The 15,826-nt window shown below is 54.0% G+C and carries 15 protein-coding genes; 10 read left to right on the top strand and 5 right to left on the bottom strand.

Going from position 1 to position 15,826, the window contains the following annotated elements; all coding sequences use genetic code 11:
- The first annotated feature begins 59 nt into the window (after window positions 1-59).
- Complete coding sequence (locus ACH6EH_RS16315) at window positions 60-299, top strand: YneF family protein (protein ID WP_138224482.1); 240 nt, start codon at window positions 60-62, stop codon at window positions 297-299.
- A 61-nt stretch (window positions 300-360) separates the two neighbouring features.
- Window positions 361-954, top strand: coding sequence for a GTP cyclohydrolase I FolE (gene folE / locus ACH6EH_RS16310; RefSeq protein ID WP_397333111.1), 594 nt, complete (start codon window positions 361-363; stop codon window positions 952-954).
- A 76-nt stretch (window positions 955-1,030) separates the two neighbouring features.
- On the opposite strand, the gene ACH6EH_RS16305 is transcribed toward folE, so the two are convergent.
- Entirely contained in the window at window positions 1,031-2,221 is a 1,191-nt protein-coding gene (locus ACH6EH_RS16305) for a Fe-Mn family superoxide dismutase (RefSeq protein ID WP_397333110.1), read from the bottom strand.
- 185 nt (window positions 2,222-2,406) lie between these two features.
- The gene (locus ACH6EH_RS16300) at window positions 2,407-3,411 is read right to left on the bottom strand and encodes an alpha/beta hydrolase (protein ID WP_397333109.1); all 1,005 of its coding nucleotides are present in this window, start codon (window positions 3,409-3,411) and stop codon (window positions 2,407-2,409) included.
- Between the two features lie 208 nt (window positions 3,412-3,619).
- Here ACH6EH_RS16300 and ACH6EH_RS16295 point away from each other — a divergent pair, with 208 nt between their 5' ends.
- Window positions 3,620-4,363: an IclR family transcriptional regulator gene (locus ACH6EH_RS16295; RefSeq protein ID WP_397333108.1), complete on the top strand. Its 744-nt coding sequence runs from the start codon at window positions 3,620-3,622 to the stop codon at window positions 4,361-4,363.
- Between the two features lie 31 nt (window positions 4,364-4,394).
- Here ACH6EH_RS16295 and ACH6EH_RS16290 read toward each other — a convergent pair whose 3' ends face one another.
- Together ACH6EH_RS16290 and acnA are read right to left on the bottom strand one after the other, a co-directional pair.
- A complete protein-coding gene (locus tag ACH6EH_RS16290) occupies window positions 4,395-4,559 on the bottom strand; it encodes a hypothetical protein (RefSeq protein ID WP_175415164.1) in 165 nt (54 codons plus the stop codon).
- A 310-nt stretch (window positions 4,560-4,869) separates the two neighbouring features.
- Window positions 4,870-7,587, bottom strand: a complete 2,718-nt coding sequence (acnA, locus tag ACH6EH_RS16285; RefSeq protein ID WP_397333107.1) for an aconitate hydratase AcnA — start codon at window positions 7,585-7,587, stop codon at window positions 4,870-4,872.
- Window positions 7,588-8,003: 416 nt separating this feature from the next.
- Between acnA and ACH6EH_RS16280 the strand changes: the two genes are divergently transcribed.
- The 7 genes from ACH6EH_RS16280 (at window position 8,004) to ACH6EH_RS16250 (ending at window position 14,328) form a co-directional block, all read left to right on the top strand.
- Window positions 8,004-9,035 carry an amidase domain-containing protein gene (locus ACH6EH_RS16280; protein ID WP_397333106.1) on the top strand — a complete coding sequence of 344 codons (1,032 nt, stop codon included), beginning with the start codon at window positions 8,004-8,006 and terminating at the stop codon, window positions 9,033-9,035.
- Window positions 9,036-9,089: 54 nt separating this feature from the next.
- Window positions 9,090-10,184 carry a D-alanine--D-alanine ligase gene (locus tag ACH6EH_RS16275; RefSeq protein WP_397333105.1) on the top strand — a complete coding sequence of 365 codons (1,095 nt, stop codon included), beginning with the start codon at window positions 9,090-9,092 and terminating at the stop codon, window positions 10,182-10,184.
- A 96-nt stretch (window positions 10,185-10,280) separates the two neighbouring features.
- Window positions 10,281-10,598 carry a hypothetical protein gene (locus tag ACH6EH_RS16270; RefSeq protein ID WP_138224498.1) on the top strand — a complete coding sequence of 106 codons (318 nt, stop codon included), beginning with the start codon at window positions 10,281-10,283 and terminating at the stop codon, window positions 10,596-10,598.
- Complete coding sequence (gene uvsE / locus ACH6EH_RS16265; protein ID WP_397333104.1) at window positions 10,595-11,596, top strand: UV DNA damage repair endonuclease UvsE; 1,002 nt, start codon at window positions 10,595-10,597, stop codon at window positions 11,594-11,596. The genes ACH6EH_RS16270 and uvsE overlap by 4 nt, the downstream gene beginning before the upstream one ends.
- Window positions 11,597-11,716: 120 nt before the next feature.
- Window positions 11,717-12,568: an inositol monophosphatase family protein gene (locus ACH6EH_RS16260; protein WP_397333140.1), complete on the top strand. Its 852-nt coding sequence runs from the start codon at window positions 11,717-11,719 to the stop codon at window positions 12,566-12,568.
- Between the two features lie 27 nt (window positions 12,569-12,595).
- On the top strand, window positions 12,596-12,850 hold the full coding sequence (locus ACH6EH_RS16255) for a hypothetical protein (RefSeq protein WP_397333103.1): 255 nt from the start codon (window positions 12,596-12,598) through the stop codon (window positions 12,848-12,850).
- A 206-nt stretch (window positions 12,851-13,056) separates the two neighbouring features.
- On the top strand, window positions 13,057-14,328 hold the full coding sequence (locus ACH6EH_RS16250) for an SGNH/GDSL hydrolase family protein (protein ID WP_397333102.1): 1,272 nt from the start codon (window positions 13,057-13,059) through the stop codon (window positions 14,326-14,328).
- A gap of 152 nt (window positions 14,329-14,480) precedes the next feature.
- Here the strand turns inward: ACH6EH_RS16250 and ACH6EH_RS16245 are convergent, their stop codons facing one another.
- Window positions 14,481-15,797: a glutamate-1-semialdehyde 2,1-aminomutase gene (locus ACH6EH_RS16245; RefSeq protein WP_397333139.1), complete on the bottom strand. Its 1,317-nt coding sequence runs from the start codon at window positions 15,795-15,797 to the stop codon at window positions 14,481-14,483.
- Between the last annotated feature and the right edge of the window lie 29 nt (window positions 15,798-15,826).

Here is a 15,826-nt window from a genome sequence, read left to right as displayed (position 1 = left end):
ATAGGTTTCGTAATATGCCATGAATATGGTGAATATTGTGAACAAAAGGTGGTCAAGTCATGAATATTGTCATTCCGATCATTACTTTGATCGTGGGTCTGGTAGGAGGCTTTTTCATCGGTGCTTACTATCTCCGCAAGCAACTGGAGAAGATGCAGAGCAACCCCGAGATGCTGCAGAAGATGGCGAAGCAAATGGGCTATAACTTGAACGGCAAGCAGATGCAGCGCGCTCAGCAAATGATGAAGAACCAGCAGCTCCCAGGCAAGGCTCCGGGCCAGTCCCGCAAACGCAAATAAACGGTCTTTAAATAGAAATAACAATCCATGCTGAACAGGCATCAGGAAAGAGGGGTATACCATGGCTGGCGTGAAGGATTATACGAATCATCATGTAGCAGAGCATCGGGAGAAGATTGAATATCATGTCCAGCAGATCCTGAAGCTGATCGGTGAGGATACCGAACGGGAAGGATTGCTGGATACGCCCGCCCGTGTCACCCGGATGTACGAGGAGATATTTGCAGGCTATGAGGTCGATCCCCGTGATGTGCTGGGCGTTACGTTTGATGAGCAGCACGAGGAGCTTGTCATCGTCAAGGATATTGTGTACTACAGCCAGTGTGAGCATCACATGGCGCCGTTCTTCGGCAAGGTCCACATCGGTTATGTACCGAGCGGCAAGATTGCCGGCCTGAGCAAGCTGGCTCGTCTGGTGGAGGCTGTCACGCGCCGCCTGCAGGTTCAGGAGCGGATTACTAGCCAGATCGCCGATATTATGGTTGAGGTGCTGAAGCCGCAAGGGGTCATGGTTGTTGTGGAAGGTGAGCATCTGTGCATGTGCTCCCGCGGCGTGAAGAAGCCGGGCAGCAAGACCATCACCTCCGGCGTGCGGGGCACGTTCCAGAAGGATGCTGCACAGCGTGCAGAGTTTATGTCTTTAATCAGGAATTAAGATTGTATGAAGGGTGTTCCTTTCGCTGCTGCGAGAGGTAACACCCTTTTTTTAATGGCTGGCTTCTCAAGCCCCTCTAAAAAGGCTCCCACTTGAGCCGGCTGGCCTTGTCATACCGGGCCTGAACCTCTTGCCAATACACGACCTTCCACCAATCCTGAATGTATGACTTGCGATTATTCTGGTGCTTCAGGTAGTACGCGTGCTCCCATACGTCAAGGGCCAGCAGCGGTACGACATCCCACTGTGACAGGTTCTGATGCTTCTCAGCCTGAAGGATTTCCAGTCGCTGACTGCGGGGACTCCACACCAATATTGCCCAACCGCTGCCCTCTACATTCTCTGCCGCCTGACTGAATTGCTGCTGGAAGGCATCAAAGCTGCCGAAGCTTCTAACCATCTCGTCTCCCAGCGTACCCACCGGCTTGCCGCCCCCGTCAGGACTCATAATGCTCCAGAACAGGGTGTGCAGATAGTGGCCCGCTCCATGAAAAGCAAGCTCTCGTTCCCAATGCTTTATAAGGTCGAAGCGCCCTTGCTGGCGCGACTCTGCAAGCTTCTTCTCGGCTTGATTTAAGCCGTCTATATAGCTCTGGTGGTGCTTGTCATGGTGAAGCCGCATCGTCTTCTCATCAATGTAGGGCTCCAGTGCATCATAAGCATAAGGAAGCGGAGGCAGCCGGTGACCGCCTATAGGCACAGGCTGTAGCTTCTCGGCCGAGCGGCCTGAGAAGGAGAGGACGGCCTCTGGAGAGTCCTGCTTGAACAGCGTGATGGAGCCGGGTACACCGGGTACATGAGAGAGGCTGCTGCTTTGCTTGGCCTGCTGCATCAAGATCTCCAGCGACCCAGGCTTGTTCAGCTGCGCTAACACATCCAGGAAATATTGTGACTCCCGGATGATATGCTCCAGTACGACCGGAGCCAGGGGAAGCTGCTGAACGGCAGCACTGCGCTCCATCATAAGCCGAAGCTGCTGGATGAACACCTTGGATTGGTGCATGGACATGCTCACCAGCTGCTCAATGGGAGCGATTATCCCTGGCGATAAAGCCCCATGGCTGCTGGTAGACGGCAGGAGCTGTTCTGCAGCTTTCTCCGTCTCTGCAAATACGATCGCCCAATCATTCAGCAGCTTGATGTAGACCTGCTCCAGCCCGGGGATGATGGCCTTGATTACCTCGGTATGCTCCGCTTGCTGCTGCTTCCAAAATATAATCTCTTCCAGAATTCGGGCTGGAAGCTGAGGACCGTAAATATACAACATGCCTTTAATTCCCCCTGTCCATCCATTTCATGTCAGACTCTACTGATATATTCTGAAGGGAGCCTGTATCATGCCCGCCTGAAAAATATTCTGGAAGACCCTGCTTCTGCTGTTGCTGGAGCAAGAATAAGCCTGTCTTGCGGGCAGCAGAAGCTGCAAACAAGACAGGCTTATAGTGACAATCATTATGGCGAAGCCTCTGGCGGCTCCAGCTTGCCGAGGAAGGTGGACACCCGGCGCAGATACTCCCGGGGATGCTCCCGGAAGATTAGCTCATGCCGCGCATTCTCTACGATCCACGAGCTTGAATCAGGGTGAGTCTGGTTGGCTGCTATTTTTTCGGCAATCGGGTAGGGTGCCTTGTCATCCTTCGTCCCGTGGAGGATCAGGGTAGGGAATGGATAATCATGCTTCTTCACTTCCTGATACGGAATCTGATCCAGACTGGTGCCGTTCAGCACCGGAAACAGCAGCTCCAGAATTTCGAGAGAAGGGTGACGCGGAAGGTCAATCTGATTCTTGATGTTATGATATAGTGTATCCGGCTCCAGCAGGAACGCACTGTCGAGAATCATAGCATCAATATCCTTCGTCTCAAGTCCTGCCTGCAAGGCCGTTCCGCCTCCCATAGAGAAGCCCCAGACGACAATTTGCTTCGCGCCCCGCTGCTTCACGAGCTCGATCGCTCCCAGCAGCTGCAGCTTCTCCTCCTTGCCTCCGGTAGCAACGTCTTTGCTCGTTTGCGAAGCGAAAGCGTAATCAAACATCAACACATTGAAATCCAGGTTATGAGCGTAATGGGCCAGATCATACATCGGCACCCAGGTCTCTTCCCGGTTCGCCCCGTATCCATGGCTGAGTATAATGGTGCGGTTCGAGCCTTCCGACGGAATGTACCAGCCGCTGATTGTCTTCTCGCCGTTCAGGGACGGGAAGTTCACACTTTCATAGTCCATGCCCTTGGCGAGCTTGGGGTTGGAATACAGCGGTGCTACGGTAGGGTTAGAGAGCACCCATGCGATATAGGCATGCAGCGCGATAAAGCAAAATATAAGAAAGAAGACGACGGATAGAATGAGAGCGAGCAAAATATGCTTGAGGCGAATCATTCCTGTCGACAGCACAGAGCTTGTTGAATCGGCTTCAGCGGTGCGGGAGATTGGGGCGTTTCTGCCAGTAGCCATGCTCATGTATGGCCCCTCCTTACCAAGGTTTCTTTCACATCCATAAAAAAATGAAAATATAATCTATCGTATGCCGGGCTACAGGCAAAGTCAATGAATATCAGGGATTTCTGACAGAAATAAAACTGGAAATCCATTTACTTCCCTAATCATTTTTCATATAATTCTTGTAACCAGGTTTCACGTGATGAAACATTGAGAGGGGAAGGGCGGTATGGAAGATCGCAAACTGACCGTTCGCGCCGTTGAACGGGCGCTTGATATATTAATGTGCTTCACTAAAGCCCAGGAGCTGGCGCTTACAGAGATATCTTCCCAGATCGGACTGCATAAGAGCACGGTACACCGGCTGATGGCGACACTGGAGGAGCGGGGATTTGTGATCCGGGACAGCCGCACCGATAAATACAGGCTAGGTATGAAGATTTGGGAGCTGTCCACCCATCTGTCGCATAGTGACGATCCGGCGGTACGGCTGCTTCCTTTGATGGAGAGCCTGAGGGACCAGCTGGGGGAAACGATCAGCCTGTATCTGAGGGATGGTGCAGAGCGTATCCGGATACAGGCAGTACAGAGCAATCAGGCGATCCGCAGAGTGGCTCAGGTGGGAGCTCGTCTGCCGCTGTATGTTGGAGCATCCAGTAAGGTGCTGGTGGCCTTTGCATCCCCTGCTGTACAGGAGGAATTGCTACTGGACCCTGACTGGCCCGAGACCGTCGACAAGAAGGCTTATCGCCGGCAGCTGGGAGATATCCGGAAGCGGGGCTACGCCATCAGTATTGAAGAGCGGGAGCCCGGTGCGGTTGCGGTATCGGTACCCATCTTTGATCATCAGGGCAGGATTGCCGCCGCTTTGTCCTTGTCGGGTCCGGTGAACCGGCTGTCCCCGGATACGCTGCTGCAATTTGCGCCCTTGCTGAAGGAAGCGGCAAGAGAGATGGGCTTGATGATATCCTGAAGAGACAAAAGGGTTGTCTCCGCGAGATCGGTTAGATCTTGCGGGACAACCCTTTTGTCTTTTCGTTCATCGTACGGGTCAAAATATCGTGGAAGGAAGCAGGCTTGTCTGTCTCCTGTTCCTTGCGGTTAGGGCTCAGCGTCTGAGGACGCGGGTACTGATGATGAAAGGGCAGCGCCGATTGAATGTTCAGCATGGCTTCAAACCTCCTGTCACACATTTTCTTCATAGATAGCGATTACGGGTACATCGGGCTATAGAAGATGATTATGTAAGAAATGATTTGTAACCTGTTAACCTTAACCGAAGCGCTTGAAACGGTGTTAGCTGCAAAAGAGGAGAAAAGGACCAGAAAAGAGGAATCAAGGTCCTGTTAGCAAAAAGCCCATCTGGTCCCATCCTCCTTACATGGTGTGTCGCAGGTATGATAAGTCAATGGGTCAACAAAAAGGCTGCGCCCGGGATCCAGAGGTCCCGGGCGCAGCCTTTATAAGTGTGCTTTCAGCTTACTTGCTGTCAGCGATCATTTGACGCAGTACGGTTTGGAGAATACCGCCATTGTAGTAGTAATCGACATCCACCATGCTGTCCAGACGAGCAATGACAGGGAACTCGAAGCGGGTTCCGTCTTCACGAGTTGCGGTAACGTGCAGCTCTTGTCCTGGCTTGATGTCGTTGCTCAGGCCGAGAATATCAAAGGTCTCATGGCCTTCGAGACCGAGGCTCTGCCAGCCCTGGCCTTCCTGGAACTGCAGCGGCAGTACGCCCATGCCGACCAGGTTGGAGCGGTGAATCCGCTCGAAGCTCTCGGCAATAACAGCCTTGACGCCGAGAAGGAAAGTGCCTTTCGCAGCCCAGTCACGAGAGCTTCCGGTACCGTATTCTTTACCGGCAATAACAACCAGGTTCTGTCCGCCTGCCTGATAGTTCATGGAAGCATCATAGATGGACATCACTTCATCGGTTGGCAGATACGTGGTTACGCCGCCTTCAGTGCCCGGTGCAACCTGGTTACGGATCCGGATGTTGGCGAAGGTACCGCGCATCATGACCTCATGGTTACCACGGCGGGAGCCGTAGGAGTTGAAGTCCTTGCGCTCAACACCATGGTCCTTCAGGTATTGGCCTGCCGGGCTGTTGACAGCAATGTTGCCTGCCGGGGAGATATGGTCCGTCGTTACGGAATCACCCAGCAGCGCCAGAACACGAGCCTGGCGAATATCTTGAATGTCATTCAAGCCGTTGCCAAGGCCTTCAAAGAACGGCGGGTTCTGAATGTAAGTGGAATTGCTGTCCCACTCATACAGCTCGCCTTGAGGAACCGGAATCTGGTTCCAGCGCTCGTTGGCGGTGAAGACATGCTCATATTTCGCACGGAAAGCTTCAGCGCTGACGGATACGCCCATCGCTTCACGGATTTCTGTGCTGGTTGGCCAGATGTCCTTGAGGTATACCGGCTCATTGTTCGGATCGTAGCCAATCGGATCGTTCTGCAGGTCGATGTTCACTGTGCCGGCCAGTGCATAAGCAACGACGAGAGGCGGCGAAGCCAGATAGTTGGCTTTAACCTGTGCGTGAACGCGTCCTTCAAAGTTACGGTTACCGGACAATACAGCCGCTACCGTCATATCGTTCTCGGCAATCGCTTCGCTGACTTCGTCCGGAAGCGGACCGGAGTTACCGATACAGGTTGCACAGCCGTAGCCGGCAACGTAGAAGCCGAGCGATTCCAGGTAGTGCATCAGGCCGGCCTTCTCCAGGTAGTCGGTGACGACGAGGGAGCCTGGAGTCAAGCTGCTCTTCACGAAGCCTGGCTTCTTGAGGCCGCGCTCGACGGCTTTTTTCGCCAGAATACCGGCACCTAGCATAACGCTTGGATTGGAGGTATTGGTACAGCTCGTAATGGCTGCAATCACGACAGCGCCTGTATCCATTTCACTTGTCGTACCATCTTTATGCTCCACAGTGACCTTCTGGTTAATCTTCTCGTCACTCAGGCCATATCCGCCTTTATCGATCGGAGTGCGGATGATGTCATTGAAGCTGTCCTTCATATGTGTCAGCTCGATACGGTCCTGTGGACGCTTCGGTCCGGCAAGGCTCGGTACAACAGAAGCTAGATCCAGCTCGATGACATCGGAGAATTCAGGGTCCGGTGTATCTGCAGTACGGAACATGTTCTGAGCTTTATAGTAGGATTCAACCAGCTCTACCTGCTCGTCGGAACGTCCAGTGCCGCGCAGGTAAGTCAGGGTTTCGTCATCGACAGGGAAGAAGCCGATGGTTGCGCCGTATTCCGGAGCCATGTTCGCAACGGTCGCACGGTCAGCCAGGCTGATGTTAGCCAGACCAGGGCCGTAGAATTCAACGAATTTGCCGACAACGCCTTTCTTCCGCAGCATTTGCGTTACAGTCAACGCAAGGTCCGTAGCGGTTGCGCCTTCGGACAGGCTGCCTGTCAGTTTAAAGCCGATGACATCTGGAGTTACGAAGTAAAGAGGCTGTCCCAGCATGCCGGCTTCTGCTTCGATACCGCCTACACCCCAGCCAACAACGCCAAGGCCGTTGATCATGGTGGTGTGGGAGTCTGTACCTACCAGGGAATCAGGGAAGACGAGGGTTTCGCCATCTACTGTCTTCGTAGCAGCTACAGAAGCCAGGTACTCCAGGTTTACCTGATGGACGATACCGGTTCCCGGAGGAACAGCACGGAAGTTATCAAATGCGGTTTGTGCCCAGCGCAGGAAGCGGTAGCGTTCCTCGTTGCGCTCAAATTCAACATCCATGTTATATTCCAGCGCCTGCTCGGTGCCGAAGGCGTCAACCATAACGGAGTGGTCAATGACGAGATCAACCGGAACCAGCGGATTGATCTGCTTCGGATCCCCGCCGGCCTTCTTCACGGTGTCGCGCATCGCGGCCAGGTCAACTACGACCGGTACGCCGGTGAAATCCTGCAATACGATCCGCGCAGGAATAAATGGGATTTCCTTATTGGCATCCCGGGTTTCAGCCCATTGGGTAAGCTGCTTTACATGCTCTTCGGTAATCGCCCGGCCATCGAATTGGCGCACTGCGGCTTCAAGCAGAACGCGGATGGAGAAAGGGAGCTTTGATACTTGGCCCAGGCCTTGCTCCTCCAGAGCCTGAAGGCTGAAATAGCGATAGTTCTTGCCTGCCACCTCCAGCGAACGGGAGACGGAGAATTGATCCTTCACTGACATTACATGACCCTCCTTGAATTAAGTCAATCCATAGCGGTGCGGCTGACGCACCCTTGTAAACATCTGCACAGCTTCAGAAAACAACAGTGTTGTTTCACTAGATGAAACATGATTTCAAAATAATAGCTACTTATAATTATAACGTTTACACGGACCAGCGTAAAGCATTTTTTAAGAAGATTTGAGGCTGAAAAAGGCGGAATTCACCGGGTTTTGACAAATAATGAGGACACTCATCCCTGCTTGAAATCAGCCTTATGCTATTTATGCATAACATCATATTCTATAAACTGCGGCTCATAGCAGGCGGACGTTCTTCATATAATCGGTAATAGAAGGCAGGCAGGGATTGGACGTTCCGGCCAGCGGCAATGATCAAGAGCGGGAATGTGATGTCAAAAAAGGGGCGATGAGCGATGTCTATAGCCAGAGAGGTGCGCAGACCTTGGAAAAATGTATTGTACGCCTATGTGGATCAATATAATCAGAACCGCGTCGATTACGGGACAGGACTCAAGGAGCAGGTGGTGACAGACCTCAACTATTTGCTGCAGCGGGGAGAACGTCAGATTCGGCTGCGCCACTGGTTCGCTGAGCGCGGAGTGACTCCGCGCCGGTGTGAAACGAAAGCCCGGCTGACCCGGGTGCTGAAGGAAACGGAGGACCAGGTCATTGCGGATCTTCGGCTGCACAGTCTGTTCTATTATGAAAAAAGAGGCATGCTCCACCGGGAAGACGTCATTCAGCGTGAGCGGCTGACGCTGCTTCGTGATGGAGATGCGTGGCTGATTGTCGATGTGGAGTCGCTGGAGGATGAGCGCCAGCCGGAGCAGGGTCCGCCTTCTTCATCATTGTCTGAAGAGGTTCATGGCTGGGAGACGGCGAAGTCGGTGCCGCTCATTAATCATCGCGGCGTGTACGCGGCAGGAACGAGAAGCCGGGCCGGGCTGTATGACCGTGAAGCGGCGGCTGCCTATGCAGATCAGTGGTGGGATTCCGGCAATCCGGAGTTTGCCCAGTTCGCTGTGGACTGCACCAATTATATCTCGCAGTGCCTCTTTGCAGGCAAAGCACCAATCCACTATACTGGTAAAAGAGAAACAGGCTGGTGGTACAAGGGTTACGTCGGCGGACGGGAATGGTGGAGCTACAGCTGGGCAGTGTCCAACAGCTTCGCCCGATACCTGGAATACAGCGGCTCGGGTCTTCGGGGAGAGCAGGTCGAGCGTGCGGAGCAGCTGAGGCTTGGAGATGTTATCGTCTATGATTGGGACGGTGACGGAGCATTTCAGCACAGCACAATCGTCACGGCCTTCGACGCCGGAGGGATGCCGCTGGTCAATGCACATACCGTCTCCAGCAGGCACCGCTACTGGGACTATCGCGATTCCTATGCCTGGAGCGAGAATACGGTGTACCGTTTTTACCATATTCCTGATGAGTTATAAGGAATGGAATGAATGCAGTGAACACTGCTGAAATTGCAAAAAGAGAGGTATGGCATGGGACAGGATAAATTAACGGTAGGACTGGTCTACGGCGGGAAATCAGGAGAGCATGAGGTTTCGCTGGCTACGGCGTTTGCCGTCATGAATGAGTTTGATTTTGACAAGTATGAAATGATTCCCTTCTACATCACGAAGCAGGGAACCTGGAGAATCGGCGGCAAGCTTGATGCTCCGTTCAAGGATAAGAAGGAGCTGAAGCTTTCTGGCGGCAGCGGAACACAGGCTGCGCTGAATGCGGTATTCAGCCGTCTGTACGGCAGTCAGCAGCCGGACATTGACATTATGTTTCCGCTCCTGCATGGAACCTTCGGCGAGGACGGCACCATCCAGGGTCTGTTCGAAATGGCAGACATTCCTTATGTAGGCACTGGCGTGCTGACATCCGCTGCCGGTATGGACAAAGGGGTCATGAAGAAGCTGTTTGCACAGGCCGGGCTGCCGCAGTGTGAATACTGCTGCTTTACGCAGGCTGAGTGGAAGCGGGCCAGCCACAAGCTGGTGCAGGGCATTGAGGATAAGCTGGGCTACCCTTGCTTCGTGAAGCCGGCGAACCTGGGTTCAAGCGTGGGCATTTCGAAGGCGAAGGACGCGGCCCAGCTTGCTATGGCGATCGAGACGGCATTGAAGTATGACCACAAGATCATCGTCGAGGAATTCGTAGATGCCCGCGAAGTAGAGGTTAGCGTGCTGGGGAACGAGGAGCCGATTGCTTCTATCCCGGGTGAAATTGTCTCCTCCAGTGAATACTATGATTATGCCGCCAAATATACGGACGGACAGTCAGAGATGCTTATTCCTGCGCCAGTGGATGCAGAGACCGCGGATACGCTGCGAGAGCTTGCGATCCGGGCGTTCAAAGCGATTGAGGGCAGCGGAATTACCCGTGCTGATTTCTTTATCCGCCGCAATGACGGAGGTATTCTCATTAATGAAGTGAACACGATGCCGGGCTTCACACCGTTCAGCATGTACCCGCTGCTGTGGCGCGAAACCGGAATGTCCTACCGCGAGCTGCTGGATCAGATGATCAGCCTCGGGCTGGCACGCTATGAGAACAAGCAATCTCTCATTTATGAGAATGAGGTATAATGCAGTATACTGAATATATAACAAAAGGGGAGTCCGCGTTGAACACGGCTCCCCTTGACTATAATCTCACATTATCAGGTGAAAGGATGGCTGGCTATGGGATTTCAAACCGAGTTTAATTCCGTGTGCAAGTTCAAGAACGAGCAGGAGCTGTATGAGCTGCTGGAGTACGGCCGGGGCAAGATGCTGAAGCAGGGCTTCCGCGTGTTTCCTACGGGACAAAAGGTGATCGCTTATACTCCGGAGAACGTCGCCTCCGCCATCGTGAAAATTACCGCGTGTGTTTCTGAAATCAACTTTCAGGGACAGGAAGTGACCTCTGTCGAGCTGCAGCTCGTACGGAAGCTGACCGAGGAGGAGTCCAGGCTGCAGACGGCTCTGGCGCACGAAATGTTCTTCGGAGATCAGGCATGATTGTCCGCTTCGGCTATGTGGCTATGTCCACCGTCGTGCAGAATTCTTCCCCATCCAGAACAATGACGATGGCCAGCTTCAAGAAGCTGGACGACCGGGAAGCCGGTCTTCGCCGGCTGGAGCGGATTGCAGGGGAGAACCTGCACAATACGCTCCGGCTGCTGAAGCATAATCTCGCACACGATATTAAGGTGTACCGAATGACCTCGAAGCTGATTCCGCTTGCCACCCATGGCGATCTGGACGATTGGGATCCATTCCCTGCCCTTCGGGATTCGTTCGCAGAGGTCGGGGATTTTGTGCGCAAGCACGAGATGCGCGTGTCCTTTCATCCGGATCATTTCACGGTACTGAGCACGCCGAGGCCGGAGGTGCTGATGAACTCGATCAAGGATCTGCGGCATCATACCGACATGCTTCATGCGCTCGGGTTCAGCGGCCGAATGAAGAACAATATTCATATTGGCGGCGCCTATGGGGACAAGCCCTCGGCGGCGGCCCGTTTTATAGAGCATTTTGAGGGGCTGGACCAGGATATTAAGGAGCGGCTGACGCTCGAGAACGACGACAAAACCTTTAACGCCGTAGAAACGTTAACAGTATGTCAGAAGCTTGGGCTGCCCATGGTGCTCGATCTGCACCATCAATGGGTCAACCATGAAGGAGAGCGGCCAGGCGAGCTGTGGCGAGATGTGCTGGAGACCTGGAATTCGCCGCTGGCGCAGGCCGGCTCGGAGGGTGACAACCCTCTTCCGCCCAAGATTCACGTGTCCAGCCCGAAATCGCCCACCGATATTCGCAGTCATGCGGACGGTGTCGAGATGCCGCCGCTGCTTCATTTTTTACGAGAGATTGCAGCGATCACCCCGCAGCTTGACGTCATGATTGAGGCCAAGAAGAAGGATGAGGCGCTGTTTGGCCTGATGCGTGATTTTGCCGCGGCAGAGGGAGATGGAGTAAAGCTCCTTAACCAGGCCGCAATTGAGGTTACACCATAGCCGTCAAGTGCTTGTTGAATATGAATATACAGCTCGTTGTTAATATAGCAGCCCTTCCTTCTGATGCAAAAGGGGAATACAATAGGTTTATAAGATTCATATGAAAGTAGAGTGAGTGCTTTGAATGATAAAGAGAAGACGCCTTATGTCGTGAGCAGCAAAAGCTATGCCGCTGTTGCTATCAACTGTGCTGCAAAGGCCGGAGAATGGATCAAGAGCAAGCAGGGAACGGTACAGCAGCTGAATACCAAGACCTCTGCCCAGGATCTTGTGACTGAAGTGGACAAGGGGGCGGAGCAGATGATCCGCAGACTGATTCTGACGCACTTTCCGGACCATGCCATTCTCGGTGAGGAGGGTGTCGAGCCCGGGCCAGAGGCTTCAGCCAAGGCATTGGAGACGGCGCTGGAAGAGGATTACGTATGGATTATTGATCCGGTTGACGGGACGACCAACTACGTGCACGGGTTCCCCTTCTACTCAGTATCCATTGCGCTGGCTTATCAGGGGGAGATCATTCTGGGAGTAATCTATGATCCTTCCCGGGATGAGCTGTTCATTGCCGAGAAGGGCAAGGGGGCCTACGTCCACGGCAACCCGACACGAGTGTCCGGGGAGGCCGTCTTGTCGGACAGCCTGGTGGCCACAGGCTTTCCGATCGATGCGGCTTCCAATCTTCCGCAAAATATGGAGGCTTTGCAGGCCATCGTTCCCAAGGTGCGGAACGTCCGCGCGGGAGGCTCGGCTGCGCTGCACTTGGCTTACGTTGCTGCCGGGCGCCTGAGCGCCTATTGGGAGATCGGCCTGAACGCCTGGGATGTGGCAGCCGGGGTGCTGCTGATTGAAGAATCCGGCGGCCGGGTAACGGATACCAACGGGTCTCCCTATAGTCTGAAGGTGCGCAACATTGCGGCCACGAACGGCGCTATTCATGAAGAGCTGCTGCAGGTGTTGGCGGACGCGGCCTTTTAATCTTCAAGTGTAAGGAGAGATCATCTCATGAACGAGAAGCAGGAGCGGGATCAGGAGCTGCAGCGGAGGCTGAGCGAGTTGCTAACGGAAGGGGAGCTTGAGGCCGGAGAGGTACAGGAAGAAGGCCGGCGCCGAATCTCCCATCCCTATGAGATTGTCATTCAGACGAAGCATGATCCTATTGCCGAGGAGATCCGGGCATATCGGCGGCTGGGCAAGGAGCTGGACGACCGGTATGATAAGTATCTGGAGCAGGTGGAAAGCCAGAACCGGGAGAAGTAATCCGCAGGCCGGGACCTCTCCGGCAGGCAACGGTTGTTCCAAAGGCTTTACAGCGGCGATGCCGGGGCAATCCCTGGTATCGCCGCTTTTTGTGCAGCCTTGAAGGAGGGTACTGCGTGTCCTGGATGAATTCCCGCATAGCGGTATCGCCGATCCATGCCGAGGTGTTAAACTGGAAAAAGAATGAAATGAGAAGGAGTGTTATCATGTCAATATTGTGGAGAAACAGGCTGTTCCAGGCTGCCGGCAGCCTCACGCTGGCGGTGTTCATGCTGTCAGCCTCGCTGGGAGGGAAGCCTTCCGCCATCCATGCTGCCGCTTCAAGCCCGCCGGAGCCCTTCCGGATTGTCAGTCTGGGAGATTCGCTTACCGTAGGCTATGAGCCGGGGATGGATCTCAATTCCAAGCCGTATGGCTTTGTCGAGCGCCTGCTGGAGCAGGGCTTGCTGCACGGCAGAACCGAGACCGTGAATCTGGGCATTGCCGGGCTGAAGGTTGAGGGATTGAAGCATTACGTACAGGCTATCGCAGATGGACGCTCCGTGACCGCGGATGACATTCAGCCATTGATCCCGGATCCCCGCACAGAGCAGATCGGTAGAGAAGCTCCGGCCGCCCGCGCGTTCATTGAGAATGCCGACCTGATCACCGTGACCATTGGCGGCAATGATATGTACAATCTGACGTCCATGGCCGGAGCGGCAAATGCCGATGAGCTGGCGAAGCTGACCGGGGAGCTGTTTGAGCTTTATACACTGAATGTGACGGAGGTTGTCCATCGTCTTCATAGTATGAATCCTGATGCTGTTATCGTGCTTGCAGACCAGTATAATCCCATTCCTGAGCTTGCCGGCAAAGCGCTCTATGCCAAGCTGAATCAGGCTGCAGCACTGTTTACTGGGCATATCGAGGGTTTGGCGAAGCAGTTTAGTCAGCAGGGGATTTCTGTGAAGGTGGCTCCGGTCGCCAAGGAATTTGTAGGCAGAGAAATGACCATGACGCATATTTTGAGACTGGAAGACATCCACCCTAATCAGTACGGATACGAAACGATGGCGAAGGTGTTTGCCAACACCATATGGGGCAGCTACACCAAGCCTGCGGCCGCAGAGCCCGGGCAGCCGATGAATATTATCGTGAACGGCAAGGTCCTGAATACGCCGTACAAGCCGGTTCTGGTCAAGAATCAGAACTATGTAGCCATTCAGGATATCGTCAATGCCATCGGTGCAACCACGGTATGGAGCAACACAACCTCAAGTGCTACGGTCACTTACAAGGGGCAGACCGTGGTCATTACAATCGGATCCAATCACATCAAGGTAAATGGCAGCCCTGTGCCCCTTACTACGCCAGCCTTTCTGCACAAGGTCGGCAAGGAACATAAAACCTATGTCCCGCTCTCTGCACTGGTACAGGGACTGGGCCTGGATGTTCAGTACCACCAAAAGCTGAAGACGGTTTTTATTAATCCATAATGAACTCATAACTCATAGTGATTTATATCAATTTATCCCGTCATTAAGTCATTAACGTCATTCATTGTATATCAGCTCACTAAATAAGACATGGCAGCGTCAAGGCATCCTGACACGGCCATGTCTATTTTTTGTCTGTTAGAATTCAACGTCTACGCCTGGGCTGCCATCCGGCGGAAGGCTTCCTCTGCGGCAGTCAAAGTCTGATCAATATCTGCAGCCTGATGCGCGGTGGTCAGGAACCAGGCCTCATATTTGGAGGCCGCGAGTAAGATGCCTTGATCCAGCATGTGGCGGAAAAAGGCGGCAAAGGCTTCGCCGTCCGTATCCTGAGCCTCTTCATAGTTGGTGACCGGGTGGCTGCAGAAGTGGGTCGAGAAGGCGCCGGAAATCCGGTTGATCGTCAGCGGAATGTCATGCCGCTGGGCCGAGGCCTGGAGACCGTCTGCCAGCTTGATAGCCAGGCGCTCCATTTCCTCATATACGCCTTCTGTCTGGAGTACCTCCAGACACGCGATGCCGGAGGCGATGGAGGCAGGATTGCCGGCCATCGTTCCCGCCTGGTAAGCAGGACCGAGCGGAGCAACCTGCTCCATAATCTCTTTACGGCCGCCGTAGGCGCCGATGGGCAGCCCGCCCCCGATAATTTTGCCCAGTGCTGTCAGATCGGGCTGGATTGCCTCATGATTGAGAAGGCCGGGATACGTTTGGGCAGAGCCATAATGGAAACGGAATGCGGTAATGACTTCATCATAAATGACGAGAGAGCCGTTAGCGCGAGCTAGCTTGCACAGCCCTTCCAGGAAGCCGGGCTTTGGCATAACCATGCCGAAATTGCCGACGATAGGCTCCACCATAACTGCGGCTACGTCATTTCCCCAGTGCTCCAGAGCTTCTTGCAGCGCCTCAAGATCGTTGAAGGGGACGGTAATAACCTCATGGGCAATGCTGGGCGGAATGCCCGCGCTGTCCGGAATGCCAAGCGTGGAGGGACCGGAGCCTGCGGCTACGAGCACAAGATCAGAGTGGCCGTGGTAGCAGCCGGCGAACTTGATGATCTTGCTGCGCTCCGTATAAGCCCGCGCGACACGAATGGTCGTCATGACCGCTTCGGTGCCGGAATTGACGAATCGGACCTTATCCATGGATGGAATGGCATCCTTCAGCATTTTGGCAAGCTGGATTTCGAGCTCGGTCGGCGTTCCGTACAGCACACCATTTTCAGCGGCTGAGGTGATAGCCTTTGTAATATGAGGATGGGCATGTCCGGTAATAATCGGTCCGAAGGCGGCCAGATAATCAATGTACCGGTTCCCGTCTGCGTCCCAGAAATGCGCGCCGCGGGCCTGCTTCATAAATACCGGAGCGCCGCCGCCGACGGCTTTGAAGGAGCGGGACGGGCTGTTGACCCCGCCTACAATATGCTTCAGCGCTTCCTCATACAGCTCGGCCGAGCGTGTTCTGTTCATAGATTGTGTCATTGGATGCTTCCTCCTCA

The organism is Paenibacillus sp. JSM ZJ436 (assembly GCF_044383795.1).
Taxonomy (GTDB): domain Bacteria; phylum Bacillota; class Bacilli; order Paenibacillales; family Paenibacillaceae; genus Paenibacillus_AQ; species Paenibacillus_AQ algicola.
This window is presented reverse-complemented; position numbering and strand designations above follow the sequence as displayed.

Bases quoted from the DNA above. Each gene is read 5' to 3' on its own strand.
- ACH6EH_RS16280 (WP_397333106.1), top strand. From the start codon at position 8,004: ATGTCTATAGCCAGAGAGGTGCGCAGACCTTGGAAAAATGTATTGTAC.
- ACH6EH_RS16245 (WP_397333139.1), bottom strand. From the start codon at position 15,797: ATGAACAGAACACGCTCGGCCGAGCTGTATGAGGAAGCGCTGAAGCAT.
- ACH6EH_RS16270 (WP_138224498.1), top strand. From the start codon at position 10,281: ATGGGATTTCAAACCGAGTTTAATTCCGTGTGCAAGTTCAAGAACGAG.
- ACH6EH_RS16255 (WP_397333103.1), top strand. From the start codon at position 12,596: ATGAACGAGAAGCAGGAGCGGGATCAGGAGCTGCAGCGGAGGCTGAGC.
- ACH6EH_RS16275 (WP_397333105.1), top strand. From the start codon at position 9,090: ATGGGACAGGATAAATTAACGGTAGGACTGGTCTACGGCGGGAAATCA.
- ACH6EH_RS16250 (WP_397333102.1), top strand. From the start codon at position 13,057: ATGTCAATATTGTGGAGAAACAGGCTGTTCCAGGCTGCCGGCAGCCTC.
- folE (WP_397333111.1), top strand. From the start codon at position 361: ATGGCTGGCGTGAAGGATTATACGAATCATCATGTAGCAGAGCATCGG.
- ACH6EH_RS16295 (WP_397333108.1), top strand. From the start codon at position 3,620: ATGGAAGATCGCAAACTGACCGTTCGCGCCGTTGAACGGGCGCTTGAT.
- ACH6EH_RS16305 (WP_397333110.1), bottom strand. From the start codon at position 2,221: ATGTTGTATATTTACGGTCCTCAGCTTCCAGCCCGAATTCTGGAAGAG.
- acnA (WP_397333107.1), bottom strand. From the start codon at position 7,587: ATGTCAGTGAAGGATCAATTCTCCGTCTCCCGTTCGCTGGAGGTGGCA.
- ACH6EH_RS16315 (WP_138224482.1), top strand. From the start codon at position 60: ATGAATATTGTCATTCCGATCATTACTTTGATCGTGGGTCTGGTAGGA.
- ACH6EH_RS16300 (WP_397333109.1), bottom strand. From the start codon at position 3,411: ATGAGCATGGCTACTGGCAGAAACGCCCCAATCTCCCGCACCGCTGAA.
- uvsE (WP_397333104.1), top strand. From the start codon at position 10,595: ATGATTGTCCGCTTCGGCTATGTGGCTATGTCCACCGTCGTGCAGAAT.
- ACH6EH_RS16290 (WP_175415164.1), bottom strand. From the start codon at position 4,559: ATGCTGAACATTCAATCGGCGCTGCCCTTTCATCATCAGTACCCGCGT.